Source organism: Alishewanella sp. SMS8 (assembly GCF_030737935.1).
Taxonomy (GTDB): Bacteria; Pseudomonadota; Gammaproteobacteria; order Enterobacterales; family Alteromonadaceae; genus Alishewanella; species Alishewanella maricola.
Genome location: NZ_JAPJEA010000005.1, coordinates 1 through 18,585, shown reverse-complemented (window position 1 = coordinate 18,585; position 18,585 = coordinate 1). Strand labels below are relative to the sequence as shown.

General features: G+C 45.3%; 21 protein-coding genes. 7 read left to right on the top strand and 14 right to left on the bottom strand.

Features of this window, described 5'->3' with window-relative positions; genetic code table 11:
• The first annotated feature begins 17 nt into the window (after positions 1-17).
• A complete protein-coding gene (locus ORJ01_RS13920) occupies positions 18-1,328 on the top strand; it encodes a GGDEF domain-containing protein (RefSeq protein WP_306178563.1) in 1,311 nt (436 codons plus the stop codon).
• On the opposite strand, the gene ORJ01_RS13915 is transcribed toward ORJ01_RS13920, so the two are convergent.
• The 4 genes from ORJ01_RS13915 to ORJ01_RS13900 form a co-directional block, all read right to left on the bottom strand.
• On the bottom strand, positions 1,308-2,102 hold the full coding sequence (locus tag ORJ01_RS13915) for a CLCA_X family protein (protein WP_306178562.1): 795 nt from the start codon (positions 2,100-2,102) through the stop codon (positions 1,308-1,310). The genes ORJ01_RS13920 and ORJ01_RS13915 overlap by 21 nt on opposite strands.
• 91 nt (positions 2,103-2,193) lie before the next feature.
• Positions 2,194-2,754, bottom strand: coding sequence for a CBS domain-containing protein (locus ORJ01_RS13910; protein ID WP_226751298.1), 561 nt, complete (start codon positions 2,752-2,754; stop codon positions 2,194-2,196).
• 68 nt (positions 2,755-2,822) lie between these two features.
• On the bottom strand, positions 2,823-3,098 hold the full coding sequence (locus ORJ01_RS13905) for a hypothetical protein (protein ID WP_236130366.1): 276 nt from the start codon (positions 3,096-3,098) through the stop codon (positions 2,823-2,825).
• A 177-nt stretch (positions 3,099-3,275) separates the two neighbouring features.
• On the bottom strand, positions 3,276-4,895 hold the full coding sequence (locus ORJ01_RS13900; RefSeq protein WP_306178560.1) for an NAD(P)/FAD-dependent oxidoreductase: 1,620 nt from the start codon (positions 4,893-4,895) through the stop codon (positions 3,276-3,278).
• A gap of 179 nt (positions 4,896-5,074) precedes the next feature.
• On the opposite strand from ORJ01_RS13900, the gene fdxA reads away from it, so the two are divergent.
• Positions 5,075-5,398 (top strand): ferredoxin FdxA, encoded by a 324-nt coding sequence (gene fdxA / locus ORJ01_RS13895; RefSeq protein WP_226751295.1) that lies wholly within the window; start codon positions 5,075-5,077, stop codon positions 5,396-5,398.
• A gap of 12 nt (positions 5,399-5,410) precedes the next feature.
• Here fdxA and ORJ01_RS13890 read toward each other — a convergent pair whose 3' ends face one another.
• The 3 genes from ORJ01_RS13890 to ORJ01_RS13880 form a co-directional block, all read right to left on the bottom strand.
• A complete protein-coding gene (locus tag ORJ01_RS13890) occupies positions 5,411-5,542 on the bottom strand; it encodes a DUF3149 domain-containing protein (RefSeq protein WP_229585993.1) in 132 nt (43 codons plus the stop codon).
• 75 nt (positions 5,543-5,617) lie between these two features.
• Positions 5,618-6,133 (bottom strand): DUF2390 domain-containing protein, encoded by a 516-nt coding sequence (locus tag ORJ01_RS13885; protein WP_306178559.1) that lies wholly within the window; start codon positions 6,131-6,133, stop codon positions 5,618-5,620.
• Positions 6,123-8,039, bottom strand: a complete 1,917-nt coding sequence (locus ORJ01_RS13880) for an ATP-binding cassette domain-containing protein (protein WP_306178558.1) — start codon at positions 8,037-8,039, stop codon at positions 6,123-6,125. The genes ORJ01_RS13885 and ORJ01_RS13880 overlap by 11 nt, the downstream gene beginning before the upstream one ends.
• A 113-nt stretch (positions 8,040-8,152) precedes the next feature.
• Here ORJ01_RS13880 and ORJ01_RS13875 point away from each other — a divergent pair, with 113 nt between their 5' ends.
• On the top strand, positions 8,153-8,359 hold the full coding sequence (locus ORJ01_RS13875) for a YheV family putative zinc ribbon protein (RefSeq protein ID WP_229585990.1): 207 nt from the start codon (positions 8,153-8,155) through the stop codon (positions 8,357-8,359).
• Positions 8,360-8,375: 16 nt separating this feature from the next.
• Here the strand turns inward: ORJ01_RS13875 and ORJ01_RS13870 are convergent, their stop codons facing one another.
• Complete coding sequence (locus ORJ01_RS13870) at positions 8,376-8,603, bottom strand: SlyX family protein (RefSeq protein WP_226751290.1); 228 nt, start codon at positions 8,601-8,603, stop codon at positions 8,376-8,378.
• Positions 8,596-9,567: a WD40 repeat domain-containing protein gene (locus ORJ01_RS13865; RefSeq protein ID WP_236130361.1), complete on the bottom strand. Its 972-nt coding sequence runs from the start codon at positions 9,565-9,567 to the stop codon at positions 8,596-8,598. Before ORJ01_RS13865 ends, ORJ01_RS13870 begins: the two co-directional genes overlap by 8 nt.
• Positions 9,568-9,671: 104 nt before the next feature.
• Here ORJ01_RS13865 and ORJ01_RS13860 point away from each other — a divergent pair, with 104 nt between their 5' ends.
• The gene (locus ORJ01_RS13860) at positions 9,672-10,403 is read left to right on the top strand and encodes an FKBP-type peptidyl-prolyl cis-trans isomerase (protein WP_306178557.1); all 732 of its coding nucleotides are present in this window, start codon (positions 9,672-9,674) and stop codon (positions 10,401-10,403) included.
• 49 nt (positions 10,404-10,452) lie between these two features.
• On the opposite strand, the gene rsd is transcribed toward ORJ01_RS13860, so the two are convergent.
• Entirely contained in the window at positions 10,453-10,938 is a 486-nt protein-coding gene (rsd, locus tag ORJ01_RS13855) for a sigma D regulator (protein ID WP_226751288.1), read from the bottom strand.
• A gap of 151 nt (positions 10,939-11,089) precedes the next feature.
• Between rsd and nudC the strand changes: the two genes are divergently transcribed.
• Positions 11,090-11,887 (top strand): NAD(+) diphosphatase, encoded by a 798-nt coding sequence (gene nudC / locus ORJ01_RS13850; RefSeq protein ID WP_306178556.1) that lies wholly within the window; start codon positions 11,090-11,092, stop codon positions 11,885-11,887.
• A 258-nt stretch (positions 11,888-12,145) separates the two neighbouring features.
• Entirely contained in the window at positions 12,146-13,216 is a 1,071-nt protein-coding gene (gene hemE, locus ORJ01_RS13845) for a uroporphyrinogen decarboxylase (protein WP_306178555.1), read from the top strand.
• Positions 13,217-13,262: 46 nt separating this feature from the next.
• On the opposite strand, the gene sthA is transcribed toward hemE, so the two are convergent.
• Both sthA and ORJ01_RS13835 read right to left on the bottom strand, forming a co-directional pair.
• Positions 13,263-14,684 carry a Si-specific NAD(P)(+) transhydrogenase gene (gene sthA / locus ORJ01_RS13840; RefSeq protein WP_306178660.1) on the bottom strand — a complete coding sequence of 474 codons (1,422 nt, stop codon included), beginning with the start codon at positions 14,682-14,684 and terminating at the stop codon, positions 13,263-13,265.
• Positions 14,685-14,787: 103 nt separating this feature from the next.
• Positions 14,788-15,906, bottom strand: a complete 1,119-nt coding sequence (locus ORJ01_RS13835) for a fatty acid desaturase (RefSeq protein WP_226751285.1) — start codon at positions 15,904-15,906, stop codon at positions 14,788-14,790.
• Between the two features lie 99 nt (positions 15,907-16,005).
• On the opposite strand from ORJ01_RS13835, the gene fabR reads away from it, so the two are divergent.
• Complete coding sequence (fabR, locus tag ORJ01_RS13830; protein ID WP_306178554.1) at positions 16,006-16,614, top strand: HTH-type transcriptional repressor FabR; 609 nt, start codon at positions 16,006-16,008, stop codon at positions 16,612-16,614.
• Here fabR and trmA read toward each other — a convergent pair.
• Both trmA and ORJ01_RS13820 read right to left on the bottom strand, forming a co-directional pair.
• Positions 16,611-17,705 carry a tRNA (uridine(54)-C5)-methyltransferase TrmA gene (trmA, locus tag ORJ01_RS13825; RefSeq protein WP_306178553.1) on the bottom strand — a complete coding sequence of 365 codons (1,095 nt, stop codon included), beginning with the start codon at positions 17,703-17,705 and terminating at the stop codon, positions 16,611-16,613. The two genes, fabR and trmA, sit on opposite strands and share 4 nt — an antisense overlap.
• 125 nt (positions 17,706-17,830) lie before the next feature.
• On the bottom strand, positions 17,831-18,322 hold the full coding sequence (locus tag ORJ01_RS13820) for an RNA-binding protein (protein WP_306178552.1): 492 nt from the start codon (positions 18,320-18,322) through the stop codon (positions 17,831-17,833).
• Positions 18,323-18,585 lie beyond the last annotated feature (263 nt).

The window sequence follows — 18,585 nt, the reverse complement described above, 5'->3', positions numbered from 1 at the left end:
TTGTTTTATGAGCGGTTATGACTTCTCCTTTGTACACTGCGTTAAGTCACTACATCGATTTATTACTCGATGCGGTTTGTGCTGTTGATCAGCATGGATGTTTTGAGTTTTTAAGTCAGGGCGCCGAGCGTATTTTTGGTTATAAGCCAGAGGAAATGCTTGGAAAGTCAATGTTCAACTTTATTCATCCTGATGATCGGCAAAAAACCCTAGACGCAGCGCAAGCTATTAACCAAGGCCAAGTCGTTATCGACTTTGAAAACCGTTATATTCGTAAAGATGGTCAAGTGGTCTATCTGTTATGGTCGGCGCGTTGGTCTGGTGACAAACAACAGCGAGTGGCTGTAGCGCGTGATATCACCCAATTAAAACAGACTGAAGCGCGGCAAGCGGCTATGTATGCTATTTCAGAAGCCGCTTTTACGGCAGATGATCTGTCCGCGCTCTATCAACAGTTGCAACACATTATTGCCAGTCTGATGCCTTTACGCAGTATTGTTATTGCCCGAGGTGCCAACGCCGCTGAATTGTACCTACCCTACATAAATTTAGAGCAAACAAACGCAGCTCAGCAGGCAGGTGCTGAACAATTTTGTTGTGGCGTGCTGCAACAAAGCACTGCACCGCATCAGCAATTAGTACCCGATCAGCAGGGTTGGTTAGGGGTGCGGTTAAAAGCGTCGGCTAAAACATTAGGTGTGCTAGCGGTACAACTGCCAACAGCGCCTGGGGCCACCGGTTTTGCCGATAGTGAACTGATTGACTTTATTGGTCAGCATATTGCTATCGCTATCGAGCGAAAAGAATTATTGTCGCGTTTACATTACAGTGCTTTATACGATGAGCTAACCCAGCTCCCTAAACGCGAACTGTTTAAAGATCGCTGCCAACAAGCTTTAGCGGCATTGCCTCGACATAATGGCTGTTTAGCCTTGTTCTATCTCGACTTAGACAATTTCAAACCCATCAATGATCAATTAGGTCATGCGGCGGGTGATAGCGTGTTGCAGGAAGTGGCAAAACGTATTCAACGCTGTATTCGGCATAGCGATACGGTGGCGCGTTTTGGTGGCGATGAATTTGTTATCTTGTTATCAAAGTTAGATGAGTACAACGTGGTGTTCGCTATTGCTGAGCAAATACGGCTTGCTTTAGCGAAACCTATCTTGTTTAAACAGCATGCGATTCATGTCACCAGTAGTATTGGGGTGGCTTTGTATCCTAGCTGCGGCGCCAACACCGAACAGCTGATGGCCACAGCAGACCAAGCGATGTATCAAGCAAAGCGGCAGGGTGGCAATCGCTGGTTAGAAGCTAAGCCCAATTAAGCTGGCGCCAAGTTGTTTAAAGTAACTGAGCCAGTAATGGCTTAATGCTGCGGTTAAAGTGGCATCTGGATAAATACCAAGCTTCGCTGCAGCACTTTTCTGCGTACCAGACACCAAAAAACTGTTCTTAAGTGGCTGGCTTTGCAGCACTGTTTCAAAAGCACGAGCGGCCATTTCTTCTGGCAAAGCCAAATAAGCACGTTGCCGGGCTTGATCCAATTGATGGCAATGTTGAAAAAACGCGCTAGGGTTTTGTTTGTCTGGGCTGAGGTACAGTAACTGAAAGGCCTCTTCAAGCAACAGGGTTAATGGATGCACTTTTAAGGGGAGGTTATCTAGCCACATACGACTGGCAAAGCGCCCTGTTGGCGCGGCCACGCTAAAGCTTTTTGCCGCAACGAAATGATCAAAAGCATGAAACCACTCATGGGCTAAACTGCCACCACCGGCATTTTTAGCCAGTGCCAAGATACGGCCTTGTGGTTGATAAAAAGCGGCCACACCGGGTTGGCCACCAATGCCAAACGTCAGTGCCAAACTTCCTTTTAATGAAATGACTTCAGCAGGAACTTGCAGTATTTGCTGTAAATCACAAAAGGCATCAAAGAATAAGTTGGCAGCGAGCTGTTGCTCTGCCGCGGTAACCCAGCGGCCGATATGGATACTGTTAAAACCAAATATGGCTACGAGATCGGCAAAGCTAACATCAGCGCCACTGCGATGCGGTGGGCCGTTACGATAATATTGGCGTTGAATTCGGGGAGATACTGGCATGTCGTTAGTTTAACGACTGCTAGCACCGTGTTGCAATAAAAAAGCGGGCCACCTTGCTCGGAGAAACACAGCAGCCCGCATACCTGAAAGGTTAAGCGTATAAACTATCGAAAATACTTAAAAAGGTCGGTTGTTGGCGGATAGCCACTGGCATTTTTAAGCGGCGTGCTAAATCTTGAGCATGGATCAAACCACGAATATGATGTTGGTCACGGTCAACCACCACGCAATATTGTTCCCCGCTAGATTGCAGCGTATTGATAATATCGGCAATGGTGCAGTTTTGCAGCTGTTGATACGCCAAGGCCTTGATGCGATCTCGTGGCCGCATTAAATCGCGAATTTTTAACTCACGCCGATCTGCACCTAAAATTACCTGACGCATAATGGCTTGTTCAGATAACTGCTCAATATGGATCAAGCCAGTCAGTTCATTGCGATCATCCACCACCAGTTTTAACGGGCTGCGTTCTTGTTGCATCATCAGAAATGCATCAGCAGCAGTGGTATCACCGGCAATGATGGTCGGCTCGCTGTGTTTAAAGTCAGTAAATACGCTGGTGGCAGGTGATTGCAGCGTCGCTTGGGCGAAGTCGGCTGGTTGCATTAAATGATCGACGTTTTCTAAATTAAATAAGGCTAATTTTTTCATGATAAATACTCACACATAGAGGCACGCAGAGGCCGCGCCGAATTAATAACAGAAATAAACTATTAAAATCAGATGTGGAGTAAAGCGGGGGGAGCGCGAGCGGTATCTGGGCTACTCGTGAATGCTAACCAAGGCGCAGCATAACCAGAAACGACAACTGGCAAATTAATAATGCTGAGTACTTGCGCAATAGTGCTGGCAACTTCCGCTTCATCCGGTTCTGGCTCGGCGTTGGTGACCGCATAATTATAGGTTGGAGTTTGTTGTGTTAGTGCTTGAAACTGACTGTCAGCCAATGGCGATAATCTTTGGTCATGCGCATGACCTGCTTCTGTTGTTAACAACAGACTCAGATAAAAAAGCGCAATGAACAAATTTAGCAAAGGCATAAAAAACTTCAGTGACTAAACGACGTATTGAATATCATAATGGCTACTCTCTGGCAAAAGCACAAGCGTTGTTACAAAAAATAACGTCAGTCTGAAATATTGCTGCGCTGAAGAGGGCTCAGCGCAGCAATCTTATGCCTGATGTGTCGCAAGTAAATCCAGTGCTAAAGCTTCTGCTACTTTGATGCCATCTATCGCTGCGGATAAAATACCACCCGCATAGCCTGCGCCTTCACCGGCTGGAAACAAACCTTTGATATTAACGCTTTGAAAATCGGCGCCACGTTTAATACAAATGGGCGAGGAAGTGCGAGTTTCTACTGCGGTGAGTAAACCATCCGCTTTGGCAAAGCCACGAATTTGCTGCTCAAAAGCGGGGATCGCTTCACGGATGGCGGCGGTGGCATAGTCGGGCAGTAAGCCCGCTAAATCGGTTAGTTTTATGCCCGGGGTATAAGACGGTTGTACTTCACCCAATTCAGCAGACGATTGGCCTTTTAAGAAATCGCCAATTAATTGCGCTGGCGCCCGATAATCTTCACCGCCCAATTTAAACGCGGCTTGTTCTAACTTACGCTGCAAATCGATACCGGCCAATGGATGCCCAGGATAATCTTGCTCGGGATGAATACCGACCACGATAGCACTGTTGGCATTGCGTTCATGCCGCGAGTATTGGCTCATGCCATTGGTCACAACTCCGCCTGTTTCAGACGCCGCAGCGACTACAGTGCCACCAGGACACATACAGAAACTGTAAACGGTGCGTCCGTTTTGACAATGATGCACCAACTTATAGTCAGCCGCGCCTAAGATAGGGTGGCCTGCGCTAGGGCCCCAACGACAGGAGTCGATCATAGATTGTTCATGCTCAATGCGAAAGCCAACCGAAAACGGCTTGGCTTCAACATACACTCCCGCATCATACAGCATTTGAAAGGTGTCACGCGCGCTGTGGCCGATAGCCAATATCAAATGCTGACACGCTAAGTAATCACCGTTATTCAGAGTGACACCCTCTAGTTGCTCATCAGTGATATGCAACTGCTCGACTCGGCTGTTAAAGCGGATCTCGCCACCTAGTGCAATAATGCTCGCACGCATTTTTTCGACCACACCCACCAGTTTGTAGGTACCGATGTGCGGTTTACTCACATACATAATTTCTGCAGGGGCGCCGGCGCTGACAAATTCAGTTAACACTTTACGCCCGTAATGTTTCGGATCTTTGACTTGGCTATACAGTTTACCATCAGAAAAAGTACCGGCTCCGCCTTCACCATATTGCACATTCGACTCAGGGTTAAGCGCTTGACCGCGCCAAAAACCAAAAGTGTCTTTAGTGCGTTCACGTACCGCTTTGCCACGTTCCAAAATAATCGGTTTAAAGCCCATTTGTGCTAATAATAATCCCGCAAATAAACCACAAGGACCTAAACCCACCACGATGGGGCGTGAGCTGAGTTCAGCAGGAGCCTCTGCCACAAATTTGTATTGAGTATCGGGTGTGGGTCGAACATGCGGATCTTTGCTAAAGCGCGCCAATAAAGCGGCTTCTTGTGCCACATCAATATCCAGCGTATAGGTCAGTTGGATCGCCATTTTTTTGCGAGCATCAATTCCGCGCTTAAAGACCGTGATGTGTCGCACATCAGCATCAGCCACGCCCAATTTAGTGAGTACGGCAGTACGTAACTCGGCGTTTTCATCCTGATGGTGCAAAGGTATTTTAATTTCGGTTAAACGCAACATAACAATCCTGCTGATAATCGCTGAAAGTCTAAGCAAGGCAAAGTGCCAGCTAAAAAGCGTTATTTTACGTGATCTCGGCTCGGTTGTCCGTATTCGTTTGCGATTGTCTTGCGTTGCTCAGTTGTTTTTCGTGGCTGCTGCAGTATGATCAGCATCTGTTTTAGTAAGAGGGGTGTGACATGGCATTTGTGGTAGGCGAAAACTGTATCAAATGTAAATTTACAGACTGTGTGGCGGTGTGCCCAGTAGATGCTTTTTTTGAAGGGCCGAATTTGTTAGTTATTAGCCCAACCATATGTATTGATTGTGGTTTGTGTGAGCCAGAATGCCCCGCGAACGCGATTTTCCAAGAAGAGAAAGTACCGACCGAGCAGCGCGACTTTATTGCCCTAAATGCAGCATTAGCTGAGGTTTGGCCAAATATTCGCACGGTAAAAGCGGCACCCGCCGATGCGGATGCCTGGAATGGTGTAGCCGACAAATTACAATATTTGGAAACCTAGGCAGCGGGTAAATTATTCTTCAGCAGTTTCAATCTTATAAATAAAATAAACCGCATAAAAAATGCATAAACCAATAACAATGGCTAACCCTGCAAAAGAAATAAAAACCACCGGATCGTTAAGAAACTCATGCCAAATGTTCATTAGAAAACCCTCTTTGCTTGTGACAAACAAAGTGTAGTTTTGGCTATCTAGGCCAGCTGTGATCTGGATCAAGCTTTAAGACAAGCTCGCCACGAACTGTGCGCTGGCTTGACGTAGATCAATTAATTCACGCCTTAATTGCGCTGATGAAGGTACCTTTAATTGCTGCAGGTAATCACTGAGGTTATCGGCATTACGTTGGGTATGAAAGCGTAGCTGCGCCACTAACAGTTGTTGCTCTAGTTGTTCGGCCACTAATTCGGCTTGCAGCAAACCTTGTTTCAATTGTTGCTGATGCGCTGCGCTAAGGCCTAAACAGGCTAATTGGCTACGCTGCTGGCGCAAGCCTTCGGTAATTTGGCTGTTTAATGGGGTTAACGCCTTAAGCGCTGCTGCTAGGCTAAACGAAGTCAGTTGCCAGTGTTGCTGCTCTGCTAAACTTAACGCCAACAGTACATTGATGTTGGCGTAATAGTCATTTTGCCAGCGTAAGCAAAGCGTTTTTAGCTGTGGATAAACGGCCAGGCTAAATTGCCAGAGCAAGGCACTGTCTAGGCTAAGTAACGGCTCGTCTAAGGGCTTATTGGCCATTTGCTGCCCAGAAGCTACTGGTTTGTTGTTCCCATTGCTCTTGTGCCATAAACCATTGCTCTTCTACTTGGTCTTGCTCGGCACTGGCGCTGCTTTGTTTGCTAAGTAACGCGGTAAGCTGGGCTTTTTGCTCTGCATCATAAATGGCCGGATCGGCCAGTTGTTGTTCTATCTCAGCAAGTAGGGCGGCAAGTTGTTGCTGGCGTTGTTCTAATTTGTCGATTTGTTGCTTTAATGGCCGCAGTACATTACGAAGCTCAGCTTCTAAGCGTTTTGTGTCTTTGCGCTGCACCGCACTATTGCTGGTTGGTGCGTTATTATCCAGTGCGGCGGCTTGGGTTTGCCGGGCATCTTGTTGCATCCACTGGTAATAGTCTTGCAAATCGCCTTCAAATGGCGCCACTTTGCCATGTGCTACCAAATAAAACTCATCGGTGGTGCTGCTCAGTAAATGCCGATCATGCGACACCACAACAATGGCCCCAGCAAAGTCTTGTAACGCCATAACGATGGCTTCGCGCATTTCTAAGTCTAAGTGGTTGGTGGGTTCATCAAGTAACAATAAGTTAGGTCGTTGATAGACTAACAGTGCCAACACTAAACGGGCTTTTTCGCCGCCAGAGAAGGGCGCACAGGCTTCTAAGGCTTTATCGCCATGAAAACCAAAGCCACCCAGAAAATCGCGGAGCTTTTGTTCGGGTACTAAGGGGTCTAACCGCACCAGATGTTGCAGCGGCGAATCTTGTGGTCTAAGCGTTTCTAGTTGATGCTGCGCAAAGTAGCCTAAGCTAACGCCATTGGCATACCACACTTCACCACTTTTCGGTGTTAGCTCGCCGGAAAGCATTTTAATCAGGGTAGATTTACCCGCACCATTGCGACCCAGTAAACCAATACGACTGCCAGGCAATAGCTGAAAATTAATATTACTTAAAATAACCTTGTCACTGTAGCCGGCTTGCACGTTTTCCATTTTCAGTAACGGATTAGGTAAGGCTTTAGGATCGCGAAAACTAAAGTTAAACGGTGAATCAATATGGGCAGGTGCCAACATGGTCATGCGTTCTAGCGCTTTGATGCGGCTTTGCGCTTGGCGTGCTTTAGTGGCTTGAGCTTTAAAACGGTCAATAAATTGTTGTAAGTGAGCAACTTGGCGTTGCTGCTTTTCAAAATTCGATTGATGTTGCGATAATTGTTCGGCTCGCTGGCGCTCAAACTGGCTGTAATTACCTTTGTACAAGGTAACGGTTTGTCGCTCAATATGCACAATGTTGTCGGTTACAGCATCAAGAAAATCGCGGTCGTGGCTGATCAGTAATAAGGTACCCGGATAATTAGTGAGGTACTTTTCTAACCAAAGCACGGCATCTAAATCAAGGTGGTTGGTCGGTTCATCCAGCAAAAGCAGATCCGCAGGTTTCATCAGTGCGCGCGCCAAGTTCATCCGCATACGCCAACCACCCGAAAAAGACTTTACGGGGTGTTGTTGGGCATCGCCACTAAAGCCTAAACCCGCTAACAGAATACCGGCTTTCGCTTCCGCTCGATAACCATCAAGCGCTTCAATTTGTTGGTGTACTGCCGCTAAATCGCTTTCACTACACTGACTACGCGCTTTGATTAATAGCGGGAAAAGTTGCTCATCACCTTGCAGCACATAGTCTAGGGCGGAACAATCCAGAGCAGGGGTTTCTTGCGTTACGGTGGCGATAACCCAGCCAGCGGGCAGGTTAACGTTACCACTGTCGGCATGCAGTTTTCCGAGCAATAACGCAAACAGGCTTGATTTACCGCAGCCATTTGCACCGACAATTCCCACCTTTTGTCCTGGAAATACGGTAAGATCGGCCCCACTGAATAACGCATTTATACCGCGGCGTAATTCGACCTGCTGTAACTGGATCATGTTTTTCCTTGTAACAGTGAACTAGGTGGGCAATTTTACGCTATATCCCAGATAAGCCAAGGGCAGTTCGTGAAATTTGCCTTTTACTCTGCCTATACCCCATGAGGATCTAAATGACGCAGCGCAAAAAGAAACGCTTCATCGCTGGCGCAAGTTGCCCACAATGTAAAGCGCAAGACACCATGAGTTTATTTATCGAAAATAATGTTGAGAAGGTGGAATGCGTGGCTTGTGGTCATCAAATGACCCAACCCGAGCAGCAGGTCGCAAAATCAACCCGCAGCAACGAAATGGTCATTGGTGTGTTTAAACCAGAATAAGATGATTGCCAGGCGCTTAATAATGCGGCGGTGGCGGCTCTTCTTCAGGTCGTAAGATTTCACTGTCTTGCGGTAATTGCTGTAGTTTCTCTGCCAGAGTTAAAATTTGGCGTTGCAATTGATCAATACGTTTTTGATGCGCTAATAATTCTTCGTGTAAGCAGTTAACGGTATCTTCTTGAAAAGCAATTTTGCTCTCCAGTTCAATCAGATGTAACTGAATATCTATGGGTTCACTACTCATTGGTTATTTTCCATACTTCGGCTAAGCCACTGGAGCTTTCGCTAATTATACGCTGTGCATCAAGAAAAGCGACTGCATGCACTACGGCACTTTCTGGTCGGCTGCCAACGCGTGGAGAAACCCGCCAGCGTTGGATCTCGCGACCGGTTTTGACCTCCCATAACACGAGGTTACGTGTTGGCGCGCCGGTTAATAAAAAACGCCCATCAGCGCTAAATCGAACGGCACTGAATACTTGCTGCCTTGTAAGCATTTGCAATTGGCTGACAAGTTGTCCTGTTTGTATATCCCAAATTTGCGCTAAATGTTGGCTATCGGCAGTAAAGGCGAAACGCCCTTGTGGATCCAAGGCGACTTTAGTTACTCGACTGGGATGCGTGAAACTATATCGAATTTGCGCGGTCTGAGTGTCCCACAGGTAGGCATTGTAATCATTGCTACCCGTTAAGGCATAGCGACCGTTTGGTGACATGGCCACGCTATTGATGCGTTCGGTATGACCGATAAAATCTAAGCGACGGCCACTGCTCAGCGTAATGTGTTGCACGGTATTATCGCTTTTGCCAATCAGAAGATGGGCGCCATTGTTCGAAATAGCAATATCGCGAATGCTGTGTTGGTCGGTTTGCCAATATCCAACATTTTGACCATCTGCCGTGCGCCAAAGCGCAAAAGTGTGTTGATCTGCCGTTAATACGTGGCTGTTATCTTCACTTAGTGCCAAATTAAGCACTAAATTGTCACTGGCTTCTTCATGTCGCCATTGATACTTTAAGGCGTTTTGCTGTAGATCCCAAAACGCAATGCCGTCTTGTACGGATGAGACCACCGCATATTTGCCATCTGAAGACAGTGCTGCGGCATAGCTTACGTTGGCAACATGAGGCCATTGCTCCACAGGGGTCGTTTCTACCTTGCTGCAGGCACTGAGTAATAAACTAAGGAAAAGCACAGGATATTTCATCTTAGGTGTTAACCTCATCCAAACAAAGCGTTAGTATAGCGGGGCGAATAGTCCCTTATTAAATCATATTTTAGCAATTGCACTGCTAAACTTTGGAGAAAAGAATGCGCGTTAAAACTAAACTGACTCTGGTTGCTGTAGCGTTGTTAACGCTGAGCGCTTGTAACAAAGAAGAAAAAGCTGAAGTGGCTCCAGTAATGGAAACAGAACAAGCAAAACAAGCTTATAGCTTAGGCGTATCTGCGGGCCGTTATTTACAAAGCACCGTAGATGAATACAGCAAAATTGCTATTCCATTAGACTCTGCGTTAATTTTACGTGGTGTGCAAGATGGCATGGCGGGTAAATCTGAAGTATCTGAAGAAGACATTCAAGCGCTATTGACCGCGTTAGATGAAACTTACCGTGCAGAGCAAGCAAAAGTTGCTGAAGCATCAGCGGCATCGGCTAAAGCAGCCGGTGAAGCATTCTTAGCTGAAAATGCCAAGAAAGAAGGCGTGATGGTAACTGAATCAGGTTTACAGTACGAAGTTGTGCAAGCTGCTGATGGCGCTAAGCCCGTAGCAACAGACACCGTAAAAGTACACTACACCGGTACCTTAACGGATGGGACGGTTTTTGACAGCTCAGTAGAGCGTGGCGAGCCAATTGAGTTCCCATTGAATCGCGTTATTCCAGGTTGGACTGAAGGCGTGCAGTTAATGAATGTAGGCTCTAAGTTCCGTTTCACTATTCCGTCAGAATTAGCTTACGGCGAACGTGATATGGGCACTATTGCACCACATAGCGTATTAGTATTCGAAGTAGAATTATTGGATATCGTTAAAGCACAGTAAGTAGCCCAATAGCAGAAAAAGCGGCTTAAAGCCGCTTTTTTTATGGTCTTCAAACTGCGGTGGTATTATCCGCGTGTCTAATATAAAGCGTTTCAATCAGTTTATCTTCTAGCTCAAAGCGCTCTTCTAAAGCTTGGCCTAAAGCCGACAATTCGATATCAAAACTGCCACTGTTACGTGTGCTTAGATGCTCGGCATATTTATCGTTAAACTCTAACGATAAGTCAGTAGAAACGGCAATCTTTGGATATAAGCTATCTGCTAGTCTACGGCTGTCGGTACCATTAACGGCACATTGTGTAACAATTCGTTCGTAAACCTCAAAGTGACCCGCCGATAAGTAGTCCATCAATAGTTGACAAAACTCTCTAATTTTTTCTTGTGAAGGCATGGTATGACGATCTTTTTCAAAAGGTGGCAAACCAGCTAAGCGGCAATAGCAAACAATAATTTGCTGTCTTTCTGCTAGCCAATTATCGATGGCTGTTAGGCTACCGCCCCACTTTTGTTGTGCTTGCTGTACGCGGGTGTACATTAGCTTCTCCTTAGGTGCAGTTACGTTTCTGCATTAATGCCAAATTAAAAGAATTTCATAGCAAAGATCAACCGTTTTTTTATTGGTCTGCTCAGTAACTACCAGTATGATAGCTGCAACATAGCATAGTAGCGCGCGGAATAACCCACTAATGATCAAACACAGTGTTGTATTATCAGCAAAAGAGCAAGCATATTGGTTCATTGTGAACCAAGGCCGGGTATTTTTATCAGCTGAGGGCACATTGCCTTTTGGTAGTCAAAGTCACTTACCGATAGCAAGCCAAGGTACACAGATTTGTTGGATCGGCGAATATCAGCAACATCCCTGTTATTTAATGGTGTTTGATGATCAGGCAACCGATGAAACGCAGTGGCATTCAGCTCGCGTTTTTTTAACGCATGGTGAGGCATTATTTCAATTAGCGGCCAGAGCCACGCAAGTCGCACTGTTTTTACAAACACATCGCTTTTGCGGGCAATGTGGTAGCGCCATGCATTTGGTCAATTGGGAATTAGCCAGCTTATGTCATAAGTGTGGTCATCGCTGTTATCCTCGGATCGCACCTTGTGTATTAGTGGCGATCGTCAATGATGGCAAAATCTTGCTGGCGCGTTCTAGTCGGCATAAAGCCGGTTTTTTTTCGGTGCTAGCCGGTTTTGTTGAGTCTGCCGAAACCTTAGAGCAAGCCGCTATACGTGAAGTAAAAGAAGAAGTGGGCGTTGATATTACGGATTTGCAGTATGTGGGGAGTCAGCCTTGGCCATTTCCGCATTCTTTGATGACTGGTTTTTTAGCCCAGTACGCTGGCGGAGAGATTGTTTGTCAACCGCATGAAATTGAAGAGGCGTATTGGTGTGAGTTGGATAAGTTGCCACAAACGCCAGGTATTGAAACCTTATCAGGACAACTCATTGCTTTAGCACAGCAGTGTTATGGCAGAAAATAAAAAAGCCACAAAATGTGGCTTCAATGGGGAAAGCATGGTCTCGTATAATCGAGCTTCGTATTTGTTGTTTCTTGACTAGCGCAGGGATTTTATAGCAGATAGCGAGCAGCGATACAAGCCCATATGACAAAATAATGAACCTTAGCTGAATATATCGTGAATTTTAGTACGGCCTTAACGCAGCAATTCCGGCCAGAGCATAGAGCTTCGGGCGCTTAGCTGTTAAAATATCGCAACTATTAGCACAGCGGAAAAGTTATGCAATTAAAAAATGATCGTTACCTAAGAGCGCTTATGCGTCAACCTGTCGACCAAACGCCTATTTGGATGATGCGCCAAGCCGGCCGTTATCTACCTGAATATCGCGCCACGCGAAGCGTAGCAGGTGACTTTATGTCGCTGTGCAAAAACCCAGAATTGGCTTGTGAAGTGACAATGCAGCCATTACGCCGTTACCCCTTAGATGCGGCTATTTTGTTCAGTGATATTTTAACGATCCCAGATGCGATGGGTTTAGGATTAACGTTTGGTGTCGGTGAAGGCCCTCGTTTTAGTAAACCGCTCCGTGACTTTATGGACGTGGTGCATTTACCTATTCCTGATCCTGAGCAAGAGCTGCGTTATGTAATGGATGCCGTTCGTACTATTCGTCGCGAACTGAACGGCAGTGTGCCCTTGATTGGTTTTTCAGGTAGCCCATGGACTTTGGCAACCTACATGGTTGAAGGCAGTGGTAGCAAGACGTTTAGCATCATTAAAAAGATGATGTACAGCGAGCCAGAGATCCTGCACATGTTATTGGATAAGCTGGCGCAAAGTGTCATTTTATACCTGAATGCGCAAATTGCTGCAGGTGCGCAAGCACTGATGATTTTTGATACCTGGGGTGGAATATTAACACCACGCGATTACAAAGAGTTTTCATTAAGCTATATGCAAACGATCGTCAATGGCCTAACAAGAGAAGCTGACGGTCGTAAAGTGCCCGTCACCTTGTTCACCAAAAACGGTGGTCAATGGCTTGAGACCATGGCAGCAACCGGTTGTGACGGTTTAGGTTTAGATTGGACCACGGATATTGGTCAGGCTCGTGCGCGAGTCGGTGATAAGGTTGCGCTACAGGGTAATATGGATCCTTCTGTTCTGTTAGGTAGCCCAGAGCGGATTCGGCAAGAAGTGCAAGCCATTCTAGACAGCTATGGTCAAGGCACTGGACATGTGTTTAATCTGGGGCATGGAATTACCCCAGACGTGAATCCTGAACATGCCGGTATTTTTATCGAAGCTGTACAAGATTTAAGCCGTACTTACCATCTGCAAACAGAGTAGCCATTAGCGTAAGTAAAAAAAGCAGCACGGGTGCTGCTTTTTTCGTTTAGAACAACCGGTTTAAACCGTTGAGTGCGGCTACCCGATAGGCTTCTGCCATGGTCGGATAGTTAAAGGTCGTATGCACAAAGTAATTGAGGTTATTACCGCCATTTTTTTGCATCATAATAGCTTGGCCGATGTGCACAATTTCTGCTGCCCGCTCGCCAAAACAATGGATCCCTAAGATTTCCAACGTATCACGGTGAAATAACAGTTTCAGGCTACCGACATTGGTATTAGCAATTTGCGCCCGTGCCAAGTGTTTGAATTGAGCTCTGCCCACCTCGTACGGAATTTTCGCCGCCGTTAACTCTTGCTCGGTTTTACCGACTGAAGACATCTCAGGGATGGTGTAAATACCTGCAGGGATATCCGCAATCAAATGCCCATCTAAGTTACCTTTCACAATAGCTTCACCGGCTAAACGACCTTGGTCGTAGGCAGCACTGGCTAAACTTGGGTAACCAATGACATCGCCGACGGCATAAATATTGTCGATACTGGTTTGATATTGTTTAGTGACTTTTAGTAAGCCACGGCTATCTGCTTCTAACCCCACATTCTTTAATGACAGCGTATCGGTATTCCCAGTACGGCCATTAGCAAATAGGAAACAGTCGGCTTTCATCTTTTTGCCCGACTGTAAATGCAAGATAACGCCATCATCGGTGCCTTCGATATGAGAAAACTCTTCACCGTGGCGGATGGTCATGCCTGAATTCCAGAAATGGTAACTGAGAGAATCAGATATTTCGGCATCCATAAAAGATAACAAACGGTCACGGGTATTCACCAAATCGACACGCACGCCAAGGCCGCGGAAAATGGAGGCATATTCACAACCGATCACACCAGCACCAAAGATAATGATATGCCGTGGATCATGCTGTAACGATAAGATAGTGTCGCTGTCATAAATACGCGGATGACTAAAATCAACATGCGGTGGTCGATAAGGGCGTGAACCACAAGCAATAACAATCGTTTCTGCGCTAATCACATAGTGACTACCGTCAGTTTGAGTGACTTGAATATGGTGGTTATCAATAAAGTTCGCTTCGCCTTGATGCATTTTGACCATGTTGCGATCATAAAAGCCCGCACGCAGTCTTACTTGTTTCCGGATCACGCCAGCGGCATGTTTCAGAATTTGCGAGAATGTCAGGTTTTTTACCTGCTCTTCCATTTGGAACAGTGGGTTTTCATTAAACTCAATCAGTCGGCTAACCGAATGGCGCAATGCTTTAGAGGGGATAGTGCCCCAGTGGGTACAGCCGCCGCCTACTGAAGAGTAACGCTCGATTGCAGCCACCGATTTACCACTCTTGGCTAAATACATGGCGGCACCTTCGCCGCCAGGCCCTGTGCCAATTACAATGGCATCATAGTCATATTTAGGTTTTTTATTTGCCGATTTTGCTGTCACTAGCTGAATTCTCACACCGTTTTACTGTACAAATTAGCATAACAGGTATCAGAGACAAAAAAAGAGGCAAAGCCTCTTTTTTAAATGTCAGCGGGTTGATCCCTTATTGAAATGCCGCAGTTAAACGTTGCCAATGATTTTGTTGCTGCTGCAAATGTTCTTTTAATTCTTGATAACGTTGGGCAAACTCTGAAGCATTGTATTGGTTAACCAAAGCAGCACGACGTTGTTGCAGAAAGTCTTTTTTCAGCTGATAGTAAGCTTGCAACTTAACCATTAACAGTTGGTATTCCTGTTCGAGTAATTGCAATAGCTGTTCTGAGTTCGGCAGTAACATGGCTTTTTGTTGTGCGCGTTTTAATTGCATTTTCGCAACAGCTTGAGCGATACGATCTTCGGGCACGGTGCGTAAATTCCAAGTTAACTTTAACCATGAACAGCTTTTGATCAGCCATTTAGTCGGATCAAACTGCCACCAACGAATACCGTTACGATAATCATATTCAAAAATGTGGTGATAGTTATGATAACCCTCACCGTAAGTTAATAAGGCAAGAATGCCATTATCACGTGCGCTGTTTTGATCGGTATAAGTTTGCTTACCCCAGATATGCGCTAGCGAGTTAATAAAGAAAGTAAAATGATGACTTAATACTAAACGTAACACCCCCACGCTTAATAACATGCCCCACATATTGCCAAAAATAAAACCCAATAAAACGGGCACACCAATATTAGTGAGTAAGGCTAATGATAAATAGTGCTTATGTTGAAAAGCTAAGATTGGGTTTTTCTGCAGATCGCGAACATTATTATAGTTGTTATAAGTGTCGCCTTGATAATCACGTAGCATCCAACCGATATGACTGTACCAAAAGCCTTTGCCTGCCGAGTAGGGATCTTTGTCATTATCATCAACATGCCGGTGATGATCTCGATGATCTGACGCCCAATGGATCACACTGTTTTGCAGAGCAAATGCGCCACCGATAGCAAAAATCCATTGCAAAATAGGATGTGCATCATAGGTTTTATGCGACCATAAACGGTGATAGCCAGCAGTAATAGCAATACCGCAATAACCCATACATAAGATCATGGCGATAATTTCTACTGCCGTAAAGCCAATAGTCAAGGCATAATAGGGAGCCGCGACAGCGGCAACTAAGAAACTAGAACTAAATAACAGTACATTAGTCCAGATAATTGGATTTTTTTTCATGGGACCACACTTTGAGCTTACAACTGTTCGCTAATTTACCGAGCAGCTGCGGGTAGGTCAAGGTAAATCGGTTCTATTACACCAAGATTGGGATGTATCGTGAGCAGAGCAGAACAAAAAGAACGAACCCGCCAAGCCATCATTAATGCGGCGTTTTCACAGTTAAGTGCGGAAAAAAGTTTCGCGAGTTTAAGTTTACGTGAAGTGGCGCGTGAAGCCGGAATTGCACCCACATCTTTTTATCGGCATTTTTCAGATATGGATGAATTAGGGCTAACTCTGGTAGATGAAGCGGGTTTAATGCTCAGGCAACTCATGCGCCAAGCACGGCTTCGCATTGAGAATAATGGCAGTGTTATTAGTACTTCAGTTGAAACCTTTATGGAGTTTGTGACTGAAAACAGTAACGTATTTCGTTTATTACTGCGTGAGCGTTCTGGTACCTCGGCGGCATTTCGGGCAGCGGTAGCACGAGAGATCCAACACTTTTCCGCTGAGTTAGCGCATTATCTTCGTAAGCAAACCGAATGTACGGTTGAGCAAGCACAGTTACAGGCCGATGCCATGGTGACATTAGTGTTCCATACTGGCGCAGATGCCTTAGATGCACCAACCGAACAATGTCGGCAGTTAACACGTCGCACCATTTTGCAATTACGCTGGCTGGCGCATGGCGCAGCCAGTTATGGTCGAAAACTAACGGATTAGTGTGGCAACCGTTTTAACCACACTCCGGTTTCAATATGATGGGTATAAGGGAACTGATCAAACATCGCCACTTTTTGTAATTGATGGGTCTTTTGTAAAAAGGCGAGATTATCGGCCAGTGTCTCAGGATTACATGAGATATATATGATATCGTCAAAACCACTCACTAACGCTAAGGTGGCAGGATCTAAGCCCGCGCGCGGTGGATCAACTAATACCGTATTCAACGCTAAATTTTTCAAATCTAACTGTTTTAGGGTTGTCCCTTCAGCTAAGGCAGCTGCAACATCTTCGGCCGACATTTGTAGCACTTGTAGATTGTCGATCTTATTCAGCGCAATATTAAATTCGGCTGACTTAATAGAACTTCGAGCCAACTCGGTAGCAACCACTTGATTAAAATGTCGAGCAAGAGCTAGAGAAAAATTGCCATTACCACAATACAGTTCGAGTAAATCACCGTTCAGTTCTGCAGCAACACTCGCAGCCCATTGCAACATCTGTTGGTTAACACCGGCATTAGGTTGCGTAAAGCTCCCCTCGACTTGTTGATAATGCAAAGGTTGCTGGTCGACATTAAAAGTCTCGATAACGTAATCTTCGCTGAGTACCACTTTTTGTTTACGCGAACGGCCAATGACTTTGATCTTATAATCAGTCGACAAGCTAGCGACTAATTGTTCCGCAGCTAATTGCCATGTTTCATCTAGCTTTCTTTTATAAATTAGACTTACGAGTAATTCACCCGTAGACGTCGCTAAATAATCGGCCTGATAAAGTTTGTAACGTAATTCATGGTTGAATTGGATCTGCTTTAATAGTACTGGCATAAAGTCAGCTATTAGCGTGCAGGCAACAGGGAAGTAATCAATTCTGACGGGCTGGCGCGTTTCTGGATCAAACATCGCATGATAGATGTCATCGCCATTGTGCCAAATACGAAACTCTGCGCGTTGCCGAAAATGACTGGCCGCAGATCGAAATAACTGTAAAGGGGCAGTGTCATCGAGTTGCAATAACTGAGTAAGGCGTTCTGCCTTTTCAGTTAATTGTGTTTCATATAAAGCGGGGAATACTTGACCTATCGACATGAGACTCTCTATTGCTAGCATTTAAACGGACATTTTACGTGTTTTTACTAGCAGAGCCAATGCGCAACAAGCAAACCTGGCACCGAACATCATTATTAGTAAGGGCCAGGTCAACTTTTAAAAGATTACTCAGCAGCTTGGTTTTCATCATCCTGACGATCACGGGCTTCACGAACTTTTAATGTGCGTTCTTGAAATTCGAAATCATTTAATTTGCCAATCATGTTGTTCGCATCGGTAGCCGCAACTTCAACAAAGCCAAAACCACGACGGCGACCAGTTTGACGATCTTTCATCAATCGTACATTTATAACCGTACCAAAACGGCCAAATAATTCCTTAACTGCATCTTCATTAGCACGGTAGGGTAAGTTACCTACATATAACGTGGCGGTATCGCCTTGAAAGCCTTCAGTCGAAACGGGATTGTTGACTGCCTTAAATTGTGCGGTTGGTTTTTTAACATCAACTAAGATAGGGACTAAGATACCGCATGCTAGTACGCCAGCGATAAAAGTCAAAGCAGTAGACATAGATGAAACTAAATAGAAAAGGACAAAGGCGATAACAGCGAGGGCCAAAGTATAAGGTAAGGTGTTTCTTAAAGTGGGTGACATAGTAAATTCCTGCAGATAAATGAAAAAAGGATTCTTGTAATAAAAAGCATAGACATCTTAACGATTATTTTATGAACAGCCAACAGAAATAATGCATCTAATGCCTTACTATTTGGTACAAAAATAATCAAAATGAGCTTTTATTGAGCTCTTAACATTAAACGAGCTATTTTTTACAAAAAAGCACTTGCAGGATATTTAAAAGGTCCTATAATGCGCGCCATGCCACGGGGGATGCGGCGAACGAGAGTTCAGCAAAACCT